Source organism: Micromonospora citrea, assembly GCF_049629545.1.
Lineage (GTDB): Bacteria > Actinomycetota > Actinomycetes > Mycobacteriales > Micromonosporaceae > Micromonospora > Micromonospora citrea_A.
Window position 1 is genome coordinate 19,255 of the sequence record NZ_JBNADX010000019.1, and the last position, 22,882, is coordinate 42,136.

Here is a 22,882-nt window from a genome sequence, read left to right on the forward strand (position 1 = left end):
GCGTGGCGCGGCCCACCGCACCGGTGGCGACACGGGCCTGGCGGCGACCCGGGTGCGGGCCCGACGTGGGCGTTTCCCGGCCGCCTGGGGGCCTTGTAGGGTACGAGCCATGCCAGAGATCCTCGACCAGGCCCGGACCCAGGTGCTGGAGAACGGCGTCGGCCTCGACGAGGCCGGTGTCCTCGCCGTGCTCAACCTGCCCGACGAGCACCTGCCCGCCGCTCTCCAGCTCGCCCACGAGGTGCGGATGCGGTGGTGCGGCCCGGAGGTCGAGGTCGAGGGCATCGTGTCGCTGAAGACCGGCGGCTGCCCGGAGGACTGCCACTTCTGCTCGCAGTCGGGGCTGTTCACCTCCCCGGTCCGCTCGGTCTGGCTGGACATCCCCTCGCTGGTCGAGGCGGCGAAGCAGACCGCGAAGACGGGGGCGACGGAATTCTGCATCGTGGCCGCCGTGCGCGGCCCGGACGCCCGGCTGATGAAGCAGATGCGCGAGGGTGTCGCCGCCATCAAGGCCGAGGTCGACATCCAGGTCGCCGCCTCGCTGGGCATGCTCAGCCAGGAGCAGGTCGACGAGCTGGTCGACATGGGCGTGCACCGCTACAACCACAACCTGGAGACCTGCCGCTCGTACTTCCCCAACGTGGTCACCACGCACTCCTGGGAGGAGCGCTGGGAGACGCTGCGGATGGTCCGTGAGTCCGGCATGGAGGTCTGCTGCGGCGGCATCCTCGGCCTGGGCGAGTCGGTGGAGCAGCGCGCCGAGTTCGCCGCGCAGCTCGCCGAGCTGGACCCGCACGAGGTGCCGCTGAACTTCCTCAACCCCCGGCCGGGCACCCCGCTCGGCGACCGTCCGGTGGTGGAGGGCAAGGACGCGCTGCGCGCCATCGCCGCGTTCCGGCTGGCCATGCCGCGCACCATCCTCCGGTACGCGGGCGGCCGCGAGATCACCCTCGGTGACCTGGGCACCCGCGAAGGGCTGCTCGGCGGCATCAACGCGGTGATCGTCGGCAACTACCTGACCACCCTGGGCCGACCGGCGACGGCGGACCTCGACCTGCTCGAGGACCTGAAGATGCCGGTGAAGGCGCTGTCGGCGACCCTGTGAGGCGACGGTGACCGAGCTTGCCGAGCCCGTGCGGCCGACCGACCACGCCGACGCCACGGCCCCGCCCTGGTGCGACCGGTGCGGCGGGGAGGCGGCGACCGGCGGGCACGCGACGTGCGCGGCGGCCCGCGTCCTGGAGCCGCCGCGCTACTGCGCGCACTGCCGCCGCCGGATGAAGGTGCAGGTGCTGCCGGTCGGCTGGTCGGCGGCCTGCGTCGAGCACGGCGAGATCCGGGGCTGAGACGGTGCTGCGGGGGCGGTCGGTGACCTTGCGTCCGGTGACGGACGCGGACGTGCCCGCCCTCGCGGCGATCCGGGCCACCCCGGAGGTCCGCCGGTGGTGGCGCGGCGGTGACGACCTGGTCGCCGCGGTCCGCGCCGACCTGGCCGACACCGACCTGACCGTGTACGCGATCGAGCACGACGGCCGGGTGGTCGGTGCGATCCAGTGGTACGCCGAGACCGACCCCGACTACCGGCACGCCGGCCTGGACGTCTTCCTCGACCCGGAGGTGCGCGGGGCGGGCCTGGGCGGGGACGCGATCCGCACCCTGGCCCGTCACCTGATCGACGACCACGGGCACCACCGGCTCGTCATCGACCCGGCGGCGGCGAACACCGCCGCGATCCGGGCGTACGCGAAGGTCGGCTTCCGCCCGGTCGGGGTGCTGCGCCGCTACGAGCGGGCCGAGGACGGCACCTGGCACGACGGCCTGCTGATGGACCTGCTCGCCGGCGACCTGGCGGACTGACACCGTCCGGGCCTCGGGGGCCGGCACCGTCCGGGCCTCGGGGGCCGGCACCGTCCGGGCCTCGGGGGCCGGCACCGTCCGGGCCTCGGGGGCCGAGGGTCAGCCGTCCCAGTGGACGGTGGCGTCGGGGCCGCGGCGGGCGCCGTCGGCCGGTCGGTGCGGGGCGAGCCGGCCGTCCGGCATCAGGTGCTGCACCGGCACGTCGTGGCCGACGACCGCGACGTCGGCGATCAGCCGGCGGTGGCAGCGCCACCAGACGCTCTCGCTGCACATCACCGCCGTGCACCGGGTGCCCGCGTCGGACAGCACGTCGTCCAGCGCCTCGGTGAAGTCGGGGGTCCGGGTGTACGCCGCGTACGCCCGGAACGCCGCGACCGTCCACCAGGTGTCCAGTTCGGGGGCGCCGGCGGGGGTGTGCCGCCGGCCGCCGAGCCGGGGCTCCCAGCGGTAGTCGATGCCGGCCGCCGGCAGCCAGTCCTCGAGTTCCTCCCGTCGCACGTCCGGGTTGGTGCGGCTGGCCGGGTACCGCCGCACGTCCACGACCAGCGCCACCCCGGCCCCGGTCAACAACTCCCCCAACCGCTCCCGGCCGGCCGCCCCGTGCCCCACGGTCAGCAACATCCGTCCATGCTGCCTGAGATCTTGGCGAGTTGCCGTTCGCGTCGAACGACAACTCGCCAAGATCTTCGAGGCGCCTGTGGACAGGGCAACGCGCGGTCGGTGCGGTGGGCACACTGGGGCGGGTGTTGCCCGTGCTTCCCGCCGACGGGGCGGACGCCCTGGACTGGCTGGCGTTCGAACAGTCCGGTGTCGTGACCACCGCCCAGGTCACCCGGCTGCTCACCGAAGGTGTCGTCCGCGGCCTGGTCCGGTCGGGACGCTGGCGATCGATCTGCCGCGGAATCGTCCTCACCGGCAACGGGCGGCTGAGCCGGGACCAACAGCTGTGGGTGGCGGTCCTTGCCGCCGGGCCACGGGCGGTGCTGGCCGGGGTGACCGCCGCCGAGGCGGGCGTACGAGGGCTTCGGGCCGAGCCGCTGCACGTGCTGGTGCCGGCCGGCCGACACGTGGCGACGCTGCTGCGCCGGCTGCCGATCGACATGCCGGCCGTCGTGGCGCATCGCACGACGGTGCTGCCCGACGCCCATCTCCAACCGGCCAGGCCGCCCCGGACGACGACGGCCCGCGCCGTGGTGGACGGGGCCGGGTGGGCCCGGAGCGACGACGAGGCCCGCTCGCTGCTCGCCTCGGCCTGCCAGCAGCGTCGGGTGGTGCCGGAGGAGATCATCGCGGTGCTCGACACGCTGCCCCGGGCGCGGCGGCGGCAGCTGATCGGGCGGACCACGGCGGACGTGGCCGGCGGGGCGGAAGCCCTGTCCGAGCTGGATTTCCTGACGCTGTGCCGGCGGTACGGCCTGCCCCGGCCGGACCTGCAGCACCGGCGCGCCGACGCCACCGGCCGGGTCCGGTTCCTCGACGCGTACTGGCGCAAGTGGCGGCTGCACGTGGAGGTCGACGGCGCGCACCACATGGACGTCCGGCACTGGGCGGCCGACATGCGACGACAGAACGACGTGTGGACCACCGGGGACCGCATCCTGCGCTTCCCCGCCTGGCTGGTCCGCACCCGCCCCGAGGAGGTGGCGGACACCCTCCACCGTGCCCTCACCGCCGCCGGCTGGCGCCCCGGAACGTGAATCTTGGCGAGTTGCCGTTCGCGTCGAACGACAACTCGCCAAGATCAGGGACGGGTCAGGCGACGGTGCAGGCGACGCCGTTGAGGGTGAAGGCGGTCGGCTTCGGGTTGGTGCCGGTGTGGGTGCCGTTGAAGCCGAAGCTGGTGGACGCGCCCGGTGCGAGCGTCCCGTTGTAGGAGACGTTCGTGGCGGTCACCGCGGTGCCGGTCTGGGCGTACGTGGCCGACCAGCCCTGGCCGACCTTCTGCCCGGCGTTCGGGAAGGTGAACGCCAGCGTCCAGCCGTTGATCGTGCTGGTGCCGGTGTTGGTGACGGTGATGTTCGCGGTGAAGCCGGTGCTCCAGTCGCTGCTCGTCCAGGCGACCTTGCAGGTGCCGCCGGTCGGCGGGTCGGCGGTGGTCACGGTGACCGGTGCGGAGGCCACCGAGGTGTTACCGGCGGCGTCCACCGCGACGACGTAGTGGGTGTAGGTCGTCGCGGGGGTCAGGCCGGTCAGCGCCAGCGTGGTCGTGGTGGGCGAGCCGACCAGGGTGTCGGTCGCGCCGGCCTCCCGGTACACCCGGTAGCCGGTGACCCCGACGTTGTCGGTGGCCGCCGGCCAGCTCAGGGTCAGCCCGGTGGCGGTGACCGCCGAGGCGGTCGGGGTGCCGGGCGCGGTGGGCGCGGTGGTGTCCGGCGCGGGCGCGGCCGGGGTGGTCACCGACACCGTCGGCGAGGCCGTGGACCGGTTGCCCGCCCCGTCGCGGGCCCGCACCGAGAACTGGTACGTCCGCTCCGGCGTCAGCCCGGTCACCGCGAGGCTGTTGGTCGACGCCGGGAGCAGCAGCAGCGCGTCGCTGCCCACCTGCGCCTGGGTGACCTCGTAACCGGCCAGGCCGCTGCCACCGGCGTCGGTGGAGGCCGGCCAGGTCAGGGTGAGCCCGGTCGAGGTGACCGCCGAGGCGACGGGCGTGCCGGGCGTGGTCGGGGCGGTGGTGTCCGGGGTGGCCGGGCCGGGCTCGGCGCCCCAGACCCGGGTGCCGTCGTGGTAGAGCGGCACCGCCCGGTTCGGCCCGGCGGTCACCTGGTACGACGGGTCGTCGGTCGGGTCCCAGGTGCCGCCCTCCGGCACTCCGATCTTGAACTGGACCTCCATCCGGTGCTGCGACTGACCGGCGGGGGCGATGGTGTGTCCGGTGCAGTCGACCTCGACGTACCAGATGTCACCGGACAGTTGGCGAGCGGTCGACGGCGACGGGCAGCCCTGGGTGTAGCCGGGGGTGACCTGCACCGGTCCGGTGCCGTCGGGGCGGAAGTAGTAGCGGAACTTCGCCGTGGTCAGCGCCCGCGCCGGGAAGGCGGACCTGTTGTAGACGATGGCCTTGAGCCCGGTGGCCCGGGGCTCGGCCTGCATCACCGTGGTCTCCACGGTCAGCTCGTCGATGTCCGGCGTCTCGGCGGTCGGGAAGCCGGTGAGCGGGCTGCCGCCGTACTCCTTGGTGAGCCGGACCAGGGCGGAGGTGAAGCCGGCGTTGTAGTCGGTGGCGACCTCGTTCATCACGTAGTCCGACCGGCTGTCGGTGTAGGCGTCGTTGGCCGCGGACGGGCCGCCGACCAGCGCGCCGTAGAGCACGTGCCGGGTCTCGGCGGGCACGGTCTGGCTGTCCCACCAGGAGCCGTGGGCGGTGCGGTGGTGCGGGTTCTTCGGCGGGTTGGTGCCGAAGCCGATGACGTAGCTGGAGTTGCGGGGGTTGTCGCCGAGCGCGTAGTTGATCTGCCGGACGGCGAAGTCGTGGTAGCGCGTCTTGCGGTTGGCGTCGGTGATGTGGTCGCTGTGCACCAGCGCGACGAAGCTGGTGTTGGCGGCGTACCGGAGCGCGCCCCAGGAGTCGAGGACGGCCATGCCACCGGGCGAGTAGGGCACCCGCGCCCCGTTGACGCCGACGGTCCAGTAGTCCAGCCACCGGTTGGCGTCGTCGAGGTACTTCTGCTTACCGGTGAGCTTGTGCAGCAGCACGTACGCGCCGTATTGCTTGTTGTCCCAGGCGATGGTCCACCGGTACGACTTGGTGCTGGTCTGGTTCTCGTTGCCGAGCCTGTCGTACTCGCTCTCGGCCTTGGCCAGGTAGGCGGCGTCGCCGGTGGCCCGGTGCAGCCAGATCGCGCCCCACACCAGCTCGTCCTGGTAGCCGCTCCAGGAGCGGTAGAAGCTGGTCGCGTCGGTGATGCACTCGTGGTAGTTCTTCCGCACCGTGTCGGCGAAGGTGTAGAGCTGCTTCGCGTGGCCGAGCAGCTTGTCGGCGTACGCGGCGTCGGTGGGCCGGAAGACCATCGACGACGCGGCCATCGCGGCCGCCGTCTCCCCCGCCAGGTCCGCGCCGCCACAGCTCGCATCGATCTTGTACGCGGGCCGCGCCATCGGCATGACCTCGGCCGGCCCCCACCACTTGTGGTCGTCGTCGCCCTTGCCGACCTGGCCGTAGAGCACGTTCGGCGCGGGGTGCGCCTTGACGAACCAGTCGTTGACGAAGCGCAGGTTGTTGAGCAGGTGCGGGAGTTGGCCGGAGGCGACGTAGCCGTCGCGGTACTCCACCGCGCCCCAGGCCAGCATGGTGGTGCTGAACGCCATGGGGAAGCCGAACTTCACGTGGTCGCCGGCGTCGTACCAGCCGCCGGTGAGGTCGAGTCCGACGTCGGCGCCGTCGGTGAGCGCCGAGTCGCCGCGCCAGGAGACCCGGTTCCAGGCGGGTTTCCTCCCGGACTGCTGCGCCTCGTAGAAGAGCAGCGACTTCTGCAACGCCTCTGCGTAGTTGAAGGCGGGCGCGGCGGCGGCGTCGTCGACCGGGGCGGCGGTCGCGGCGGTCGGGGCGGCGACGGCCAGGGCCAGGCCGCTGGTCAGTGCGGCGCCGGCGGCGAGGACGCGGCGCAGCCAGGGTCTGCCGCGCAGCGGCGGCCGGACGGGATGGCGCATGGCGAGCTCCTGTGGCTGACGCCTCCGGCGGCGGTCACCGGACGGGCTGTCGGAGGTGGTGACCGCCGCCGGAGGCTGTGGTGGTGGGGGGTCCAGAAGAGGCTCGGGAGCGCTCCCATGGATGGTCGACAATGTAATCTGGACGTCACCGGTTTGTGAAGGCCGCAGCGCGCCGAAGGCAGCGTCCGACGTGCCGTACGCGTTACAGCGACACGCCGTCCACCGTGCCTCAATCGACCGGATTCTCGGATTGCCTCCGGCACGTCGTCCCAGCTCAGGCCGATCGTCCGATGCCGTACACGAATACCGCTCGTGGGATCATGTGCCGTCCCCTCTACCGATCTCGGAGGATTCCTCATGCCACAGCGTCGGCACGTGGCGCGCGCGGCCTTCAGCGCAGCTGCCGCCACGGCCCTCCTCGCCTTCGCCACCCCGGCGTGGGCGTCGAGCACCATCCCGCTGCACACCGCCCACAAGGGTTCGACGGCGGCGGACTTCCCCACGCAGAACTGCGAGGACGAGCGCTTCGAAGGCCGCACCGCGGACCAGGACGGCTGGCACTTCGTGCTGCCCGGCGGCAAGGAGTCCGGCAGCTTCGAAACCCTCACCCTGACCTACACCGACGGCACCACCGAGGTCGAGGTGAAGGTTCCGGACGCCTCGGACGCCTACCCCGACTTCCTCTACTCCACCGGCGGCAAGAACCCGCGCGTCATCCACGCCTACGTCTTCACCCCGGCGGGCTGGACCCTGGTCGACGGCAGCGCCGTGATCAGCGGCGAGGCGCGCAAGTTCAACCTGAGCCACACCTGCCCCGGCACCCCGTCGCAGAGCCCGAGCCCGACGCCGTCGACCACCGCGTCGCCGAGCCCGTCGACCTCGACCTCCCCCACCCCGGGTGAGTCCGACACCCCGAGCGAGTCGGGCAGCCCGAGCGAGTCGACCTCCCCGTCCGAGGGCACCGGCGGCTCCGGCGGCGGCGACGGCGAGCTGCCGCTGACCGGTGTGGCGACCACGGGCATCGCCGTGACCGGCCTCGTGCTGATCGGTGGCGGTGTCGCGCTGACCGCGCTGCGGCGTCGTCGGGACCGGATCACCTTCACCAGCTGATCGCAGACCGCGACACCACCGGCCGTCGGAGCCCGCTCCGGCGGCCGGTTCGCGTCGCGGGCGGGGCGCGCCTCGCGAACCGGCGCCAGAGCCACGCCGTACCGACCGGTAACCCGTGCAGACGACGGACGGGCATTCATCACACCATCGATGCTCTTCGATTGCTGGCGCGCATTTGCGCAGCTCAGAGCCTCGACCTCCGACTCCACGGTGGGGCAACAGACGGTGGGTGGCAGCGTTCGCGTCCTGACATACGAACGTACTGTTGCCGCCCCGCTCAGCCGCGCGCGACAGTACGCCACACCAGCGGTGCCATCGACGCCGCCGCTCCCCCCGGTCGACTGAGGAGAACGCGATGGCTCTACGACTCGCCGACGGCACCGCCTGGTCCGACACCCTCGCCCGCGCGGTGGCGGCCGTGCCGGAGGCCTTCGGCCCCGAGGCGGACGGCGTCACCACGCTGCACAACCTGCTCTCCGGCGAGTGGCGGGCGACCGGCACGCCGAGCCCGGTACGCACCCCGGTCGACAACACCGTCCTGGTCAACATCGCCCGACTCGACGCCGACACCGCCCGCGCCGCGGTCACCCACGCCGCCGCCGCGCACCGCGACTGGGCCGTCACGCCGCTCGCCGAGCGCAAGGCCCGCGTCACCGACGCCCTGGACGCCCTCACCGCGCACCGCGACCTGCTCGCCCTGCTGCTGGTCTGGGAGATCGGCAAGCCCTGGCGGCTGGCCTGCGCCGACGTGGACCGCGCCCTGGACGGCGTCCGCTGGTACGTCGAGGAGATCGACCGGATGCTCGCCGACGGGCGGGAGCCGCTGCCGGGCCCGGTCAGCAACATCGCCTCCTGGAACTACCCGATGAGCGTGCTGGTCCACGCCGAACTGGTCCAACTGCTCGCCGGCAACGCGGTGATCGCCAAGACCCCCTCGCAGGGCGGCGCGGTCTGCCTGACCGTGGCGCACGCGCTGATGCGCCGCGCCGGGCTGCCCGCCACGCTGCTCTCCGGCAGCGGTGAGGAACTCTCCGAGGTCCTGGTCCGGGCGCCCGAGATCGGCGCGGTGGCGTTCGTCGGCGGGCGCTCCAACGGTGGAAAGGTCGCCGCGGCGCTGCTCGACACCGACAAGCGGCACTTCATCGAGCAGGAGGGGCTCAACGCCTGGGGCGTGTGGAACTTCTCCCAGTGGGACACGCTCGCCGCGCACCTGAAGAAGGGCTTCGAGTACGGCAAGCAGCGCTGCACCGCGTACCCGCGCTTCGTCGTCCAGCGCGACCTGGTCGACGAGTTCCTGGACATGTACCTGCCGGTGGTGCGCTCGGTCCGGTTCGGACACCCGCTCGCCGTCGGCGCGGACCACTCGGCCGGCGACCCGCTGCCCGAGCTGGACTTCGGCCCGCTGATCAGCGCCGCCAAGGCCGACGAGCTGCGCCGCAAGGTCGAGGACGCGGTCCGGCACGGCGCGGTGCCGCTGCATCGGGGCAAGCTCGACGGGGCGCCCTTCCTCGACGGGCAGGACACCTCCGCGTACGTGGCGCCGGCGGTGCTGCTGGCCCCGCCCGGCCGGTCCCGGCTGATGCACGCCGAGCCGTTCGGCCCGGTCGACACCATCGTGGTGGTGGACACCACCGACGAGCTGCTGGCCGCGATGAACGCCTCCAACGGCGCTCTGGTCGCCTCGCTCGCCTGCGACGACGAGGAGCTGGCCGGCAAGCTCGCGGTCGACCTGCAGGCGTTCAAGGTGGGCATCAACAAGCCCCGCTCGCGGGGTGACCGGGACGAGCCGTTCGGCGGCCGGGGCGCCTCCTGGAAGGGCGCCTTCGTCGGTGGCGACCTGCTGGTGCAGGCGGTCACCCAGGGCGGCGACGGCCGGCTCTACGGCAACTTCCCGGACTACAGCAGCTACCCGGCGACCTGACCCCCGGGCGGCTAGCATCCGCTGATGTCGATGATCGAACAGATCTCCCTGGGTGTCGCCGACGACCGACGCGCCAGCCGCTTCTGGGCCGCCGCCCTCGGCTACGTCCGACGGCCGCCCCGCTACGACGGCGACGAGTGGATCGTCCTCGAACCGCAGCCCGGCGTGCCCGGCACGGCGATCGCGATGGACGTCAGCCAGAGCCCGCCGGAGGAGTTCCCCCGCGTCCACCTGGACCTGGACGCGGGGGACCGGGACCTCGACGAGGAGGTGGACCGGCTGGTGGGGCTGGGCGCGCGACGGGTCGACTGGCGGCACTACCCCACCGAACCGGAGCCCGGCCAGCGGCCTTACGTCGTCCTGGCCGACCCGGAGGGGAACCGCTTCTGCGTCTCCGGCCACCGGCGGGCCGGAGACCACTTCGGTTAGGGCGGGTGTCCTGGGCCCGGACCTGGGCAGGGCCCCCGCACCGGGGCCCTGCCGTCGTGCCGTCCACCGCACCGGAGGCCGGCCGTCAGCGCCGGGTGACGTGGAGCAGTCCCCGACGCGGTCGCGGACCGGTGTCACCCCGCCCGCGCCGTCCGTCGGCTCAGCCCCTCCGCCGCGCCCGGGCGGTCGCGTCGGCCCGCCGGGGCGGCCCGAGCCGGTTCGCCGATGCGGCGCGGGTGGTCAGCGGCACCGTCACGGTCAGCAGGGAACCGTCCCGCTCGACCGGGGCCGGCCGGCCCAGCCGGCGTACGGTGCGCAACATCGGGGCGTTCTCCGCGTGGACGTGCAGCAGCACGGCGGCGTACCCGGCCCGCTCGGCGTGACCGAGCAGCCGGCGCAGCAGCGCCGAGCCGAGACCGCGCCGCTGCCAGTCGTCCCGTACCAGCAGGGCCGCCTCCGCCTCGTCCCCCTCGCCGAGCAGGTTCGCCATCGCGACGACCGACTCCGCCGCGGCACCGGAGCCGGGGACCGTCGCGACCAGGCTGACCCCCCGGACCGGGTCCAACAACCGGCGCAGCCGGCCCGGCGGCGGGCACCCCGCCCCGCTGAGGTAACGCCGCTGCCGGCTGCGCGCCGAGCACGCCTCGTGCAGCTCCACCACGCCGGCCAGGTCGTCCACGGTCGCCGGGCGGACGACCGTCTCGGACGAGTCGGGCAGCACCAGGGTCACCCGGTCGGCGTCCCGGCGGGCGACGCCGCCCGCCAGCTCGACCAGCGCCTGCGCCCGGGCGTACTCGGCGGGGGTGAAGCTCGGCTGAAGCCGGCGCAGCTCGTACGCGCCGCCGACCGGGTCGGCGAGCAGCATGGTCGACGCGCCGACCCCACCGCTCGGGCCGGCCGGCGCCGGCCGCCAGGTCACCTCGTCCGCGCCGAGCAGGGCACGCAGCGCCTCCCCGGTCGCCTCCGGGTCCCGCACCAGCCGGGCCGCCAGGCCGAGCACCCGGGTCGGCTGGTCCACCAGGCCGCGCGCCTCGCTGCGCGCGACCCAGCAGTCCCGCCCCCGGCCCCGCTCCACGGCGGCGACCAGGTCCGCCTCGCCGAGCGCGTCCGGCGCGTCGACGAGGAAGTCGTCGACCGCCCCGGCCTCGGTGGTGTGCACCTGCACGGTGAGGATGTTGACCCCGCGCAGGGCGAGGCTCGCCGTGAGCACCGACAGGTAACCCGGCCGGTCGTCCACCGTCGCTCGGATCCGCCACAACGCCATGTCCACTCCCTTCCCCGCTACGACACTGCCGGGCGGCTGTTGCCACGTCGTTGCCCGGCGGTGACACCCCGGGATCCGGTGCCCCAGCTCAGGTGACGCTGGTCACCGTCGGCGGGCCGACCAGGTCGAGCCGGTCGCCGAGGATCACCGCGCCGGCCCGGACGAGCTGGGCCAGCCGGTCCACCTCCGTGGCGTGGAACGCGGCGGCGGTGAGCGGCTCGGTGTGGTCCCGCGCGACGACCAGCACCAGACCGGCCCGCCCGAACGGCGCGACCGCGTAGTGACTGCCGTCGACGCCGGTCAGCGCCCGGGCCCGCAACGGGGTCACCTCGGGCAGCCGGGGCGGTTCGGGCGCCCGCCAGCTGGCGTGCCCGACGGTCGCCGTCCCGCCGCCGCCGCGCGAGGCCCAGTCCAGCGGCACCACCGCGGCCACCGCCCAGTCGGCGCCGAGCAGGCCGGGCACCGCGTCGACCAGGGTGGCGACCCCGTCGGTGGGGTTCGCGGCGATCTGGGCGAGCAGTTCGGCGTCCTGGCCGGTGGCGGTCGGCGCGCCGATCGCCCGCCACACCCCGTCGACGCGGACCCCGGGGATGGCGGCCAGACCGGCCAGCAGCCGCTCCACCCGGGCGGCGCCCGGCCAGACGACGGTGAAGTCGTCCACCGCCCGCCCGCCGAGCCGTTCCAGGACGACGACCTGGACGATGTCGGCGCCGGAGACGCCGAGCGTGCGGGCCACCTGGCCGAGCGTGCCGGGTCGGTCCGGCAGGGTCACCCGAACTCTCAGCAACATGTCAGTCCCTCCGCTCGGCGGGCCGACCATGACGGCCGGCAGGCTGGGCACCAGCCTGCCGGCTGACCATTTCGCCCCCGTTTCGCTGGCATGTCCCGAGCGGAAAATCCGACCTTGACAACAAAGCTGAGCTGCCATCAACTATTCGGATGACCGATCCGGCCGTCGACGCGCTCCGGCCTGGGAGTTCTCCGGCCTCCCCCGCCGTGTCCCCCACCGATCCCCCGGCCACCGGGGCGGACGCCGCCGGCGCGCGGGGCGGCTCCCCGAAAGGGCTGGACCTCGACCGGCTCGCCGGCTACCTGGCTGCCCACCGGCCCGAGCTGGCCGGCGCGCCGCTGACCGCCACCCTGATCGCCGGCGGCAAGTCCAACCTGACCTACCTGCTGCGCGCAGGCGGGCACGAGGTGGTGCTGCGCCGCCCGCCGCTGGGCCACGTGCTGGCCACCGCGCACGACATGGCCCGCGAGTTCCGGGTGATCTCGGCGCTGACCCCGACGGCGGTGCCGGTCCCCGCCGCCCTGCTGTTCTGCGACGACCCGGACGTCATCGGCGCGCCCTTCTACCTGATGCAGCGGGTGCCCGGCGAGGTGTTCCGCAGCCGCGCCCAGACCGACCCGCTCGGCGACGCGCGACGGCGCGAGCTGGCCCTGGCGATGATGGACACCCTCGCCGCGCTGCACAGCGTCGATCCGGCCGAGGTGGGGCTGGCGGACTTCGGCCGCCCCGAGGGCTATCTGGGCCGGCAGGTGCGCCGCTGGGCCGGGCAGCTCGACCGGTCCCGCAGCCGTCCGCTGCCCGGCATCGACGAGCTGCGCGACCTGCTGGCCGGCAGCGTCCCGGAGGGGGCGAACGCCGGGCGGATCGTGCACGGCGACTACCGGCTGGACAACCTCCTCGCCACCGTCGACCCGGTCTCGGTACGCGCCGTGCTCGACTGGGAGATGGCCACCCTGGGCGACCCGCTGGCCGACCTGGGGCTGCTGCTCACCTACTGGGACGTGCTCGGCGACAGCGACCTCGCCGCCGGCAACCCGGTCGCCGACGGGATCGGCCCGCGCGCCGGGTTCCCCACCGGGGCGGAGCTGATCGAGCGCTACGCCGGGCGCAGCGACGTCGACGTCGGGCCGCTGCACTGGCACGTGGCGCTCGGCTGCTTCAAGCTCGCGGTGATCTGCGAGGGCATCCACTACCGGCACACCCTCGGGCAGACCCTCGGTGGCGGCTTCGACCGGATCGGCGAGATGGTCGCGCCGCTGGTCGAGCACGGCCTGCAGGCGGCCGGGGAGAAGTGACGAACCTCGGGTACGACGTGGCCGGGCCGCGCCGCCGGTCCACCACCGCCTGAGCCCGCGACGACCACCGCCCGCCGGCCCGACCGGGGTCAGGCGGAGGCGCGGTGGATGAGCTGCGTGTCGAGCAGGATGTGCGGGCTGGGGATCTCCTCGCCCCGGATGCGGGCCACCAGCAGCCGCGCCATCTGCCGGCCCATCTCCTCCACCGGCTGGAAGACCGTGGTCAGCGGCGGGTCGGCCTGCCGGGCCACCGGGGCGTCGTCGAAGCCGATCACCGCCACGTCCTCCGGCACCCGGCGGCCCGCCTCGCGCAGCGTCTTCAACGCGCCGAACGCCATCAGGTCGGAGGCGACGAAGACGGCGTCCAGGTCGGGGCAGACCTCCAGCAGCCGACGCATCCCGGCCGCGCCGCTGCCCTCGCTGAAGTCGCCGTACACGATCATCCGGGGGTCGACCTCGGCCCCGGCGGCCCGCACGGCGTCGCGGTAGCCGGCGAGGCGGGCCAGGCCGGCGCCCATGTCCTGCGGGCCGGCGATGGTGGCGATCCGCCGCCGCCCCCGGCGGGCCAGGTGCTCGACGGCCTGCCGGGCGCCGCCGACGTTGTCCACGTCGACGAACCACGAGGGCCGGGCCCCGGGCTGGAGCATGCGCGCCGGCCGACCGCCGAGCACGGTCGGCAGGTCCCGCTCCTCCAGCAGCGTGGGCAGCGGATCGGAGTCGTGCAGCGAGAGCAGCAGGACCCCGTCGACGTGCTGGTTGGTCAGGTGGTGCTCGACCCGTTCCCGCTCGATCGGGGACTGCACCATGGCGAGCCAGAGCTGCAACGGCGTCTCCAGCAGCCCGGAGCTGACGCCCCGGACGATGCCGGCGAAGAACGGCTCGGTGAAGACCCGCTCCCCCGACTCGGAGACCACCAGGGCCACCGAGTCGGTCCGCTGGGTGACCAGGGCCCGGGCGGCGCGGTTCGGGACGTACCCCAGCTCGGCGATCGCCTGTTGGACGGCGGCCCGGGCCTCCGGGCTGACCTGGGGTGAGCCGTTGACCACCCGGGAGACCGTGCCGCGGCCGACACCCGCGCGGGCGGCGACCGCGTCGAGTGTCGGGCGCCCGAGCGACCGGGTGCGCTGCGTTGTCATCGTCTGCTCCTCCGACGTCGGGCGGGCCCGCCACCACCCCGGGGAGGGGGTACGGGGGCGGGACCGCCCGGAAGCTGCTGGCCTTCGCCTATTGTGCGGCCAGACCGTTGCGTCGGATCACCTCGGCGTACCACCTGGCGCTGGACTTGGGGATACGGGCCTGGGTGTCGTAGTCGACCCAGACCATGCCGAACCGCTTGGTGTAACCCCAGGCCCATTCGAAATTATCCATCAGCGACCAGGCGAAGTAGCCCCGCAGGGGTACCCCGGCCTCGATCGCCTCGTGCGAAGCCCGCAGGTGGGCGTCGAAGTAGGCGAGCCGGTCGACGTCGTCGACCCGCCCGTCCGCCACCGTGTCGACGAAGGCGGAGCCGTTCTCGGTGACGTACAGCGGGAGGTCGGTGTACTCCTCGTGCACCCGGCGCAGCGTCTCCACCAGGCCCGGGGCGTCGATCTCCCAGTCCATGTCGGTGACCGGCACGCCACGGGTGACGAACCGGACGTCCTCACTGCCCGGCCAGCACGACGGCGCCCGCCAGTACTTCTCCGGCTCCGCCCCCTCGACCGGGGCGGCCACCACGTGCCGGCTGTAGTAGTTGACGCCGACCAGGTCCAGCGGGGTGGAGATGACCGCCAGGTCGCCCTCGCGGACGTGCCCGAAGTCGGTGACCTCCCGCAGGTCGGCGGCGAGGTCGGCCGGGTACGACCCGCGCAGCACCGGGTCGAGGAAGAACCGGTTGGCCAGCGCGTCGATGCGGCGGGCCGCGTCGACGTCGCCGGGGGCGTCGCTGGCCGGGGTGACCGGGTACAGGTTGACCGTGATGCCGAGCTGCGCCTGCGGCCGGCTGGCGCGCAGCGCCTGCACCGCGAGGCCGTGCCCGAGCATCAGGTGGTGGCCGGCGCGGACCGCGTCCGCCCCGTCCGAGCGGCCGGGGGCGTGCACCCCCGAGCCGTAGCCGAGGAACGCCGAGCACCACGGCTCGTTGAGCGTGGTCCAGTACTTCACCCGGTCGCCGAGGGCGTCGGCGACGAGCTGGGCGTAGTCGGCGAAGCGGCCCGCGGTGTCCCGGGCCGGCCAGCCCCCGGCGTCCTCCAGCGGCTGGGGCAGATCCCAGTGGTAGAGGGTCAGCCAGGGCTCGATGCCGTTCGCCAGCAGCTCGTCGACGAGCCGCCGGTAGAAGTCCAGGCCCTCGGGGTTGGCCGGACCCGAGCCACCCGGCTGCACCCGCGGCCAGGACACCGAGAACCGGTACGACTTCAGGCCCAGGTCGGCCATCAGCCGGACGTCGTCGGGCATCCGGTGGTAGTGGTCGCAGGCGACGTCCCCGGTGTGCCCGCCGATCACCCGCCCCTCGGTGTGGCTGAACGTGTCCCAGATCGACGGGGCACGGCCACCCTCGGTGGCCGCCCCCTCGATCTGGTACGCGGCGGTCGCCGCGCCCCACAGGAAGCCGGGCGGGAAGGTCAGTTCCGGCCCCTGGTCGAGTACGCCGACTGCGGGCGGATGGCTCGGGTTGCTCACGACTTGACGGCACCTTCCATGATCCCGCCGATGATCTGGCGGCCGAACAGGATGAACACGAGCACCAACGGCACGGTGCCGACGGCGGTCGCGGCGAACACCTGCGAGTAGTCGGTGTAGTAGGCGTACGACAGGAACGCCAGCGACACCTGCAGGGTCGGGTTCTCGGGGGTGAGCACGGCGTACGGCCAGAGGTAGGAGTTCCAGGTCTCCATGAAGGTGAGCAGGCCGAGCACGGCGGCGGCCGGGCGCAGCGCGGGCAGCACGATGTTCCAGAAGATCCGGAAGGTGCTGGCCCCGTCGACCCGGCCCGCCTCGATCAGCTCGTCGGAGATGGCCTGGGTGGCGTACTGCCGCATCATGAACACCCCGAACGCGCTGACCAGGAAGGGCACGGTCACCGCGTAGAGGGTGTCGTACCAGCCGAAGTCCTGGATCATGCCCCAGAGCGGGATGAGGCCGAGCTGGGTCGGGATCATCATGGTCACGATGATCGCCAGCAGCAGGATGTTGCGGCCCCGGAAGCGCAGCTTGGCGAAGGCGAAGCCGGCCAGCGAGCCGGTGATCACCACGGAGACGGTCACCACCGTGGAGACGATCAGCGAGTTGACCAGACCGGTGAGGAAGTTCGCCGCCTCGTTGTCGAGCGCCCGGCCGAAGTTGTCGCCGAACGAGCCGGCCGGGGTGAACGGCGGGGGCACGTCGTTGATCGAGTCCAGGCTGCGGGTGGCGATGACCACCATGTAGTAGAAGGGATAGATCGAGAAGAGCACCGCCAGCACGAGTGCCACGTACATCAGCGGGCTGGTGCGCCAGAGGCGCTGGGAAGCCGAGTTCACGGGTCGCTCCTCACTTGACCGTACGGCGGACGAGCAGGAAGTTCACCAGTGAGACCAGGGCGATCATCACGAACATCGCCCAGGCCACCGCGGCGCCGTACCCGGCGGTGTTCAGGTTCTCGATGCCCAGTTCGTACATGTACATCGCCAGCGTCTGGAACTCGCGCTGGTCCCCACCGATGATGTTCCCGTTGGCGAAGACGAGCGGCTCGGTGAAGAGCTGGAGTCCACCGATGGTGGAGAGGGTCACCACGAAGACGAAGGTCGGGGTGAGCATCGGCAGGGTGATCCGCCAGAACTGCTTCCACTGGCTGGCCCCGTCGATCGCCGCCGCCTCGTAGAGGTCCTTCGGGATCGCCTGCATGCCGGCGAGCAGGATCAGCGTGTTGTAGCCCGTCCAGCGCCAGTTGACCATGGACGAGATGGCGGTCCAGGAGCTCCACTTCTGCGCGTCCCAGTCGACCGGGTCGACGCCGACCAGGCCGAGCAGCCAGTTGAACAGGCCGAAGTCGCGCTGGAAGAGCATGCCGAAGACGATCGCCACGGCCGCGACGGAGACCACGTTCGGCATGAAGATGGCCATCCGGAAGAACGTGCGGGCACGCAGGAACGTGCGGTTGAGCAGGGTGGCCAGGAAGAGCGCCAGCAGCAGCTGCGGGATGGTCGACAGCAGGAAGATGCCGAACGTGTTGACCGTGGCGTTCCAGAAGTACTCGTCGGTGAAGAGCCGGGTGTAGTTGTCGAACCCGATGAAGCTGTGCTCGCCGATGAGGTTCCAGTCGTGCAGCGACATCCAGGCGGTGCGGAGCATCGGGTAGAGCCCGAAGATCGAGAACAGTACGAAGAACGGGGCGATGTAGAGGTACGGGGAGATCTTGAGGTCGAGGCGGTTGAGCGTCAACGCCCGGCTCCGGCGCCGGGTGGGAGGGGGCGGCGGCGCGGCCGGTGACGGCGGCGCGCTCGTGGCCGACAGGCTCATGCGGTGTCCTTTCCCGGCGCCGGCGGGGCCGGTGAGGCGGGCGGTACGTGGAACGGGACGCCGCCGGTGGCGCCCGGGAGACCCGGACGCCACCGCCGGTGGTGGGTCAGTGATCAGAAGGCGCCCTGGGTCTTGGCGTCCTTGGTGAACTGCTCCCAGGCCTTGTCCTTGGGCGACTGCCCGTTCTCGTACGACCGCAGCGCCGGCTCGAAGGCGTTCTCCTTCACCGCCTGGTGCTTCGGGCCGAGGTGCAGCGGCTGGATCTTGGCGACGCTGTCACCGAAGATCTTGCCGGTCGGCGCGTTGTTGAAGTACTCGTTGGTGTAGGCGAGGAACTCCGGGTTCTTCAGCGCCTCCAGGTTGGTCGGCAGCGGGCCCTTGGCCTTGAACGCCGCCACCTGGTTCTGCGCGTTGGTCAGGTACTCGGCGAGCTTCGCCGCCTCCTTCGGGTGCTTGCTCTGGGTCGGCACGGCGAGCCAGGAGCCGCCCCAGTTGCCCGCGCCGCCGGGGACCGGCGCCACGTCCCACTTGCCCTTGTTCTCCGGCCCGGAGTTCTCCTGGACGATGCCGAGCATCCAGGACGGGCAGAAGGTCGCGGCGAAGGTGCCCTGCTTGAAGCCGGCGGACCACTCCGGCGACCAGGTGGCCGTCTCGGCGGTGATGTTGGCGTCGGCCATCGCGATGGCGGTGTCCCAGGCGGCCTTCACCGAGGCGCTGCTGTCGGCGACGACGTTGTCCTGCTTGTCGTAGAACAGGTCGCCACCCTGCTGGAACATCACCGCGCTGGAGGCGGTGGTGACCGAGTCGAGCAGGCCCTTGCCGGTCGCGGCGCGGTACTTCTTGCCGGTCTCGATGAAGGCGTTCCAGTCCGGCCAGAGGGCCGCGACCTGGTCCCGCTCGGTCGGCAGCTTGGCCGCCTCGAACAGGTCACGGCGGTAGCAGACGGCCAGCGAGCCCACGTCGGTCGGCAGGCCGATCAGCCGGCCGTCCGGCGCCTTGCCGAGCTCCCACTTCCAGGGCAGGTAGTCCTTGCTGTGGTCGGACACCAGCGGGCCGAGGTCGGCCCAGTTCGCCGGGTTGGCCTTGAACTCGTTGAGGATGCCCTCCTCCAGGGCGACGACGTCGGCCGCGCCCTTTCCGGTGGCGAGCGCCCGCACGATCTTCGGGCGGTACTCGTTGAGCTGCGCGGTCTTGCGCAGCTCGACCTTGATGCCGGTGTCCTTCTCGTACTGCTTGACGATCTCGTCGTATCCGAACTCGCCGAAGGTGTCCACGACCAGCTTGGCGGGCTTGCCGCCGGACTCCGTGGCGTCGTCGTCGTTGCCGCAGGCCGCGAGACCGCCGAGTGCGGTCACTGCGGCCAGGGCGGCGGCCGCAAGGCGGGTACGCCGCGTGGTGACGCTCATCCTGACCCCTCTTTCAGTGGTGAGGCTGGGTTTGGGTGTGGTGGGGGGTGCTGTTCGCGCTCCCGCGCCGGGCCGGCGGTGCCGGTCGACGGGCGACTGCGGGGTGACCCGCACCACGCCCGTGGGAACGCTCCCATGAGATTGCCGGGAGGTGACAGGGGTGTCAATAGACCATTGGGAGCGTTCCCAGATCGTTACCGCCGATGGCGTTTCCCGTGCCCCGTGTGGTGCGGCCTCAGCAGCAGCGGCCAGTAGCGTGCCGGCGCGGCGTCAGCAGAAGCGACGCAGCAGCGTGCTGGCGCGGCCCGGCTCGAAGACCTCCGGGTCGAAGCCGGGCCCGACCCACTCCCGCATCGCCTCGTGCTCGGGATGCGCCGGATCGGCGAGCGCGCTCAACAGCACGGCGTAGCCGGACGGGCCGCCGACGTCCTCCGGCGGGCAGGCCCGCGCCCCGTCCAGGCAGACCGGGTAGCGCTCGTCCACCTCGGCGGTGAAGGCGTCCTCGACCACGAGGTCGTGCTCCCACCAGTCGCCGAAGTCGTACGTGTAACGCAACCGGCTGCCCTTGCCGAGCACCGCGTCGAGGCGGCTGTCCAGCTCGTCGCGGAGCGACAGTTCGCCGTCCGGGTCGGGTTCGCCGTACTGCGTGCCGTCGACCTCGAACGAGTGCAGGTGGCAGTCCCGCCACCCCATGGCGTGCTGCACCACCCGGTGCAGCCGGTCCAGGGTGTAGCCGCCGGGGACCAGCACCCGCCGCCAGATCGGCGGGCGCACCCCGGCGAGGGACATCTTCAGCTGGAAGATCTGACGTGGCATGCTGCCCCCTCCTTCCACCGCATAGGCTGCCGGCATGATCTGCCGAGCCTGCCGGGACCGGCGGCACGACCGCTGCCCCGGCCGGAAGTGGTGCGACTGTCAGCACCGTACCCCCGGACCCACCCCTCCGGTCACCGGTCCGGCCGGCGAATGAGCGTCGGAATGCCGATCCGCCGGATCTGGCCGGCGCCCGCCTCCCCGCCGTTGGACGACGCGGAGCTGACCGCGCTCTACGGCCGCGCCGAGCGTCCGCGCCTGCGGGTGAACTTCGTGGCCAGCCTGGACGGCGCGGTCACCCTCCAGGGCTACTCCGCCGGGCTCTCCGGCGAGCCGGACAAGCGGGTCTTCGGCCTGCTCCGGATGCTCTGCGACGGGCTGGTGGTGGCCGCCGGCACGCTGCGGCACGAGGGCTACCGGGCGGTGCGGCTGAGCGCACCGCGCCGGGCCTGGCGACGCGAGCACGGCCTGGCCGAGTACCCCACCCTGGTGGTGGTCTCCGGCTCCCTGGCGCTCGACCCGGCCCAGGCCGCGTTCGCCGACGCGCCGGTGCGGCCGATCGTGCTGACCACCGGGACGGCCACCCCGCCGGCCGGGCTCACCGACGTGGTCGACCTGGTCCGCCTCGGCACGGAGACGGTCGACCTCGCCGCCGGACTGGCCGAGCTGCGCCGTCGAGGGCTCGGGCAGCTGCTCTGCGAGGGCGGCCCGCACCTGTTCGGCGCGCTCACCGCCGCGGACCTGGTCGACGAACTCTGCCTGACCGTCGCGCCGCTGCTCGCCGGCGCCGGCCCGGGGCGGATCACCGCCGGCGAGGCCGGCGCGGCACGCCACCTGCCGCTGCGGCACGTGCTGGCCGCCGACGACGGCGTGCTGATGCTGCGCCACGCCCGCGACGAGAACGCCGCGACGCCCGCCGGATCCGCGCCGGCCGCCTGACGCCCCGGCCCGGGACACGGCGACGGGCGCGGGCACGCGGCGTCACCCGTCGGTGACCGGCCGCGAGGACATCGGACGAGCCGGGGTGGCGTCCGCCGCGTCGCGTGGCGACCTGTCGTACACCTCGGGCAGGATGCAGGGCGTGCGCCCTGACCGAGACGAGCAGCTGACCGGAGTCCCCCGATGACCGACGACCTGCTCGACGGCCCGGGCGAGGCGGTCGGCCGCGTGCTGGGCACCGCCGACGCCACCCCGCTGACCTTCTGGACGGCCGTCTCCCCCGACAGTTACCTGCAGCTCGACGACGTGGTGGTCACCCGCCGCGAGCTGCCCGACCGGGAGCCGGTGACCATCGCCGGGGTGGTCACCCAGGTCCGGGCGCGGCACGAGGGCGCCCAGTTCGACTCGGACGTCTTCGCCATCGCCGACGGCACCCTCCCCGCCCAGGTGCAGGAGGCGGCCGAGGTCACCACCACCCGGGTCGACCCGGAGCTCTACGTGCCGCCCACTCCCGGCGCGGCGGTGTACCGGGCCGAGGGCGACGCCCGGGCCCGGGCGCTGCACTTCGACCGGATGGAGCGGCGGATCCCGATGGGCATGGGGCGCGACGGCGTCCCGGTCTACCTCAACGCCGACTTCCTCGACGGCAGCCGGGGCGCGCACGTCTCCATCTCCGGCATCTCCGGCGTGGCCACCAAGACCAGCTTCGCCACCTTCCTGCTCTACTCGGTCTTCCGCTCCGGGGTGCTCGGCGGCGACGCGGTCAACGCCAAGGCGCTGATCTTCAACGTCAAGGGCGAGGACCTGCTCTTCCTCGACCACCCCAACGCTCGGCTCGACGACCCCACCCGGGCGGCGTACGCGAAGCTCGGGCTGGACGCCGGGGCCTTCCCCGACGTGCGGGTCTACGCCCCGCCCCGGGTCGGCGACTCCTCCGGCACCCCGGACGTGAGCAGCCGGCTCACCGGCGTGGACAGCTTCTACTGGACGCTGAGCGAGTTCTGCGCCGACCGGCTGCTGCCGTACGTCTTCGCCGACGCCGACGACGAGCGCCAGCAGTACACGATGGTCGTCCACTCGGTCGCCGCCCACCTCGCCCGGTACGCCCAGCCCGCCGACGGCGGGGTGAGCCTCGACGGCACCCGGCTGGGGTCGTACGCCGACCTGGTCGACCACATCGTCGAGCAGCTCAACGACGACGAGACCCGGGGCGACTGGGCGGGCAGCGCGGTCGGCCTGGGCACGGTCAACGCCTTCGCCCGCCGGCTGATCGGCAGCAAGAAGGACCTGGGCCGGCTGATCCGCGGCGACCTGGCCACCCGCCGCCCGCACTCGATCAACACCGCCGAGAGCGCCCAGGTCACCGTGGTCGACCTGCACAACCTGCCCGACCGCGCGCAGCGCTTCGTGGTCGGTGTGACGCTCAAGAGCGAGTTCGAGCGCAAGGAGAAGGCCGGCACCGCCAAGCCGCTGCTCTTCGTCGTCCTCGACGAGCTGAACAAGTACGCCCCGCGCGAGGGCTCCTCCCCGATCAAGGAGGTGCTGCTCGACATCGCCGAGCGGGGCCGCTCCCTCGGGGTGATCCTGGTGGGCGCCCAGCAGACGGCGAGCGAGGTGGAGCGGCGCATCGTGACCAACTCGGCGATCCGGGTGGTCGGCCGGCTCGACCCGGCCGAGGCGTCCCGTCCGGAGTACGGCTTCCTCCCGCCGGCCCAGCGCCAGCGGGCGCTGCTGGCCAAGCCGGGCACCATGTTCGTCAACCAGCCGGACATCCCGGTCCCGCTCTGCCTGGAGTTCCCCTTCCCGGCGTGGGCGACCCGGGTCTCCGAGGCGGGCCGGCCGCCGTCGCAGACGCTGCGCTCGATCACCCAGTCGGCCGACCCGTTCGCGGTGGTCGGCTCGGGCTCGTCCGACGACGACATCCCGTTCTAGGGG

20 protein-coding genes are annotated in these 22,882 nt (G+C 73.0%); 10 read left to right on the forward strand and 10 right to left on the reverse strand.

Annotated elements, in window-relative coordinates; genetic code table 11:
- Nucleotides 1-109: 109 nt before the first annotated feature.
- Genes bioB through ACPFP2_RS20220 form a run of 3 tightly spaced genes read left to right on the forward strand, consistent with a single transcriptional unit; the run spans nucleotide 110 to nucleotide 1,857 of the window.
- Entirely contained in the window at nucleotides 110-1,105 is a 996-nt protein-coding gene (gene bioB, locus ACPFP2_RS20210) for a biotin synthase BioB (protein WP_088978133.1), read from the forward strand.
- 7 nt (nucleotides 1,106-1,112) lie between these two features.
- Nucleotides 1,113-1,346, forward strand: a complete 234-nt coding sequence (locus ACPFP2_RS20215; protein ID WP_424090725.1) for a hypothetical protein — start codon at nucleotides 1,113-1,115, stop codon at nucleotides 1,344-1,346.
- A gap of 4 nt (nucleotides 1,347-1,350) precedes the next feature.
- The gene (locus ACPFP2_RS20220) at nucleotides 1,351-1,857 is read left to right on the forward strand and encodes a GNAT family N-acetyltransferase (RefSeq protein ID WP_424090726.1); all 507 of its coding nucleotides are present in this window, start codon (nucleotides 1,351-1,353) and stop codon (nucleotides 1,855-1,857) included.
- Nucleotides 1,858-1,956: 99 nt separating this feature from the next.
- On the opposite strand, the gene ACPFP2_RS20225 is transcribed toward ACPFP2_RS20220, so the two are convergent.
- Nucleotides 1,957-2,478: a DUF488 family protein gene (locus ACPFP2_RS20225; protein ID WP_424090727.1), complete on the reverse strand. Its 522-nt coding sequence runs from the start codon at nucleotides 2,476-2,478 to the stop codon at nucleotides 1,957-1,959.
- Nucleotides 2,479-2,600: 122 nt separating this feature from the next.
- Between ACPFP2_RS20225 and ACPFP2_RS20230 the strand changes: the two genes are divergently transcribed.
- The gene (locus ACPFP2_RS20230; RefSeq protein WP_424090728.1) at nucleotides 2,601-3,554 is read left to right on the forward strand and encodes a DUF559 domain-containing protein; all 954 of its coding nucleotides are present in this window, start codon (nucleotides 2,601-2,603) and stop codon (nucleotides 3,552-3,554) included.
- Nucleotides 3,555-3,609: 55 nt separating this feature from the next.
- Here the strand turns inward: ACPFP2_RS20230 and ACPFP2_RS20235 are convergent, their stop codons facing one another.
- Nucleotides 3,610-6,504, reverse strand: coding sequence for a glycoside hydrolase family 9 protein (locus tag ACPFP2_RS20235; RefSeq protein ID WP_424090729.1), 2,895 nt, complete (start codon nucleotides 6,502-6,504; stop codon nucleotides 3,610-3,612).
- Nucleotides 6,505-6,861: 357 nt separating this feature from the next.
- Between ACPFP2_RS20235 and ACPFP2_RS20240 the strand changes: the two genes are divergently transcribed.
- The 3 genes from ACPFP2_RS20240 (at nucleotide 6,862) to ACPFP2_RS20250 (ending at nucleotide 9,964) form a co-directional block, all read left to right on the forward strand.
- Entirely contained in the window at nucleotides 6,862-7,614 is a 753-nt protein-coding gene (locus ACPFP2_RS20240; RefSeq protein WP_424090730.1) for an LPXTG cell wall anchor domain-containing protein, read from the forward strand.
- A 355-nt stretch (nucleotides 7,615-7,969) separates the two neighbouring features.
- Complete coding sequence (locus tag ACPFP2_RS20245) at nucleotides 7,970-9,535, forward strand: aldehyde dehydrogenase family protein (RefSeq protein WP_424090731.1); 1,566 nt, start codon at nucleotides 7,970-7,972, stop codon at nucleotides 9,533-9,535.
- Nucleotides 9,536-9,559: 24 nt separating this feature from the next.
- Nucleotides 9,560-9,964, forward strand: a complete 405-nt coding sequence (locus ACPFP2_RS20250; RefSeq protein ID WP_424090732.1) for a VOC family protein — start codon at nucleotides 9,560-9,562, stop codon at nucleotides 9,962-9,964.
- A 160-nt stretch (nucleotides 9,965-10,124) separates the two neighbouring features.
- Here the strand turns inward: ACPFP2_RS20250 and ACPFP2_RS20255 are convergent, their stop codons facing one another.
- On the reverse strand, nucleotides 10,125-11,228 hold the full coding sequence (locus tag ACPFP2_RS20255) for a GNAT family N-acetyltransferase (RefSeq protein WP_424090733.1): 1,104 nt from the start codon (nucleotides 11,226-11,228) through the stop codon (nucleotides 10,125-10,127).
- 88 nt (nucleotides 11,229-11,316) lie between these two features.
- Nucleotides 11,317-12,018 (reverse strand): amino acid-binding protein, encoded by a 702-nt coding sequence (locus ACPFP2_RS20260; RefSeq protein WP_424090734.1) that lies wholly within the window; start codon nucleotides 12,016-12,018, stop codon nucleotides 11,317-11,319.
- Between the two features lie 149 nt (nucleotides 12,019-12,167).
- On the opposite strand from ACPFP2_RS20260, the gene ACPFP2_RS20265 reads away from it, so the two are divergent.
- Nucleotides 12,168-13,313: a phosphotransferase family protein gene (locus ACPFP2_RS20265; RefSeq protein ID WP_424090735.1), complete on the forward strand. Its 1,146-nt coding sequence runs from the start codon at nucleotides 12,168-12,170 to the stop codon at nucleotides 13,311-13,313.
- Nucleotides 13,314-13,402: 89 nt separating this feature from the next.
- On the opposite strand, the gene ACPFP2_RS20270 is transcribed toward ACPFP2_RS20265, so the two are convergent.
- The 6 genes from ACPFP2_RS20270 to ACPFP2_RS20295 form a co-directional block, all read right to left on the reverse strand.
- A complete protein-coding gene (locus ACPFP2_RS20270) occupies nucleotides 13,403-14,449 on the reverse strand; it encodes a LacI family DNA-binding transcriptional regulator (RefSeq protein WP_088978122.1) in 1,047 nt (348 codons plus the stop codon).
- A gap of 88 nt (nucleotides 14,450-14,537) precedes the next feature.
- Nucleotides 14,538-15,971, reverse strand: coding sequence for a GH1 family beta-glucosidase (locus ACPFP2_RS20275; RefSeq protein ID WP_424090736.1), 1,434 nt, complete (start codon nucleotides 15,969-15,971; stop codon nucleotides 14,538-14,540).
- Complete coding sequence (locus ACPFP2_RS20280; RefSeq protein ID WP_424090737.1) at nucleotides 15,968-16,810, reverse strand: carbohydrate ABC transporter permease; 843 nt, start codon at nucleotides 16,808-16,810, stop codon at nucleotides 15,968-15,970. Before ACPFP2_RS20280 ends, ACPFP2_RS20275 begins: the two co-directional genes overlap by 4 nt.
- A 10-nt stretch (nucleotides 16,811-16,820) precedes the next feature.
- Nucleotides 16,821-17,789, reverse strand: coding sequence for a carbohydrate ABC transporter permease (locus ACPFP2_RS20285; protein ID WP_424090738.1), 969 nt, complete (start codon nucleotides 17,787-17,789; stop codon nucleotides 16,821-16,823).
- A gap of 113 nt (nucleotides 17,790-17,902) precedes the next feature.
- On the reverse strand, nucleotides 17,903-19,195 hold the full coding sequence (locus tag ACPFP2_RS20290; RefSeq protein ID WP_424090739.1) for an ABC transporter substrate-binding protein: 1,293 nt from the start codon (nucleotides 19,193-19,195) through the stop codon (nucleotides 17,903-17,905).
- Between the two features lie 270 nt (nucleotides 19,196-19,465).
- The gene (locus ACPFP2_RS20295; RefSeq protein WP_424090740.1) at nucleotides 19,466-20,011 is read right to left on the reverse strand and encodes a plasmid pRiA4b ORF-3 family protein; all 546 of its coding nucleotides are present in this window, start codon (nucleotides 20,009-20,011) and stop codon (nucleotides 19,466-19,468) included.
- 150 nt (nucleotides 20,012-20,161) lie between these two features.
- Here ACPFP2_RS20295 and ACPFP2_RS20300 point away from each other — a divergent pair, with 150 nt between their 5' ends.
- Both ACPFP2_RS20300 and ACPFP2_RS20305 read left to right on the forward strand, forming a co-directional pair.
- Nucleotides 20,162-20,947 carry a pyrimidine reductase family protein gene (locus ACPFP2_RS20300; RefSeq protein ID WP_424090741.1) on the forward strand — a complete coding sequence of 262 codons (786 nt, stop codon included), beginning with the start codon at nucleotides 20,162-20,164 and terminating at the stop codon, nucleotides 20,945-20,947.
- 183 nt (nucleotides 20,948-21,130) lie between these two features.
- A complete protein-coding gene (locus ACPFP2_RS20305; protein ID WP_424090742.1) occupies nucleotides 21,131-22,879 on the forward strand; it encodes an ATP-binding protein in 1,749 nt (582 codons plus the stop codon).
- Nucleotides 22,880-22,882: the final 3 nt, after the last annotated feature.

Excerpts from the sequence above, each read along its gene's own strand:
- bioB (WP_088978133.1), top strand. The coding sequence starts at position 110 with ATGCCAGAGATCCTCGACCAGGCCCGGACCCAGGTGCTGGAGAACGGC.
- ACPFP2_RS20225 (WP_424090727.1), bottom strand. The coding sequence starts at position 2,478 with ATGTTGCTGACCGTGGGGCACGGGGCGGCCGGCCGGGAGCGGTTGGGG.
- ACPFP2_RS20235 (WP_424090729.1), bottom strand. The coding sequence starts at position 6,504 with ATGCGCCATCCCGTCCGGCCGCCGCTGCGCGGCAGACCCTGGCTGCGC.
- ACPFP2_RS20240 (WP_424090730.1), top strand. The coding sequence starts at position 6,862 with ATGCCACAGCGTCGGCACGTGGCGCGCGCGGCCTTCAGCGCAGCTGCC.
- ACPFP2_RS20245 (WP_424090731.1), top strand. The coding sequence starts at position 7,970 with ATGGCTCTACGACTCGCCGACGGCACCGCCTGGTCCGACACCCTCGCC.
- ACPFP2_RS20250 (WP_424090732.1), top strand. The coding sequence starts at position 9,560 with ATGTCGATGATCGAACAGATCTCCCTGGGTGTCGCCGACGACCGACGC.
- ACPFP2_RS20255 (WP_424090733.1), bottom strand. The coding sequence starts at position 11,228 with ATGGCGTTGTGGCGGATCCGAGCGACGGTGGACGACCGGCCGGGTTAC.
- ACPFP2_RS20260 (WP_424090734.1), bottom strand. The coding sequence starts at position 12,018 with ATGTTGCTGAGAGTTCGGGTGACCCTGCCGGACCGACCCGGCACGCTC.
- ACPFP2_RS20265 (WP_424090735.1), top strand. The coding sequence starts at position 12,168 with ATGACCGATCCGGCCGTCGACGCGCTCCGGCCTGGGAGTTCTCCGGCC.
- ACPFP2_RS20270 (WP_088978122.1), bottom strand. The coding sequence starts at position 14,449 with ATGACAACGCAGCGCACCCGGTCGCTCGGGCGCCCGACACTCGACGCG.
- ACPFP2_RS20285 (WP_424090738.1), bottom strand. The coding sequence starts at position 17,789 with ATGAGCCTGTCGGCCACGAGCGCGCCGCCGTCACCGGCCGCGCCGCCG.
- ACPFP2_RS20290 (WP_424090739.1), bottom strand. The coding sequence starts at position 19,195 with ATGAGCGTCACCACGCGGCGTACCCGCCTTGCGGCCGCCGCCCTGGCC.
- ACPFP2_RS20295 (WP_424090740.1), bottom strand. The coding sequence starts at position 20,011 with ATGCCACGTCAGATCTTCCAGCTGAAGATGTCCCTCGCCGGGGTGCGC.
- ACPFP2_RS20300 (WP_424090741.1), top strand. The coding sequence starts at position 20,162 with ATGAGCGTCGGAATGCCGATCCGCCGGATCTGGCCGGCGCCCGCCTCC.
- ACPFP2_RS20305 (WP_424090742.1), top strand. The coding sequence starts at position 21,131 with ATGACCGACGACCTGCTCGACGGCCCGGGCGAGGCGGTCGGCCGCGTG.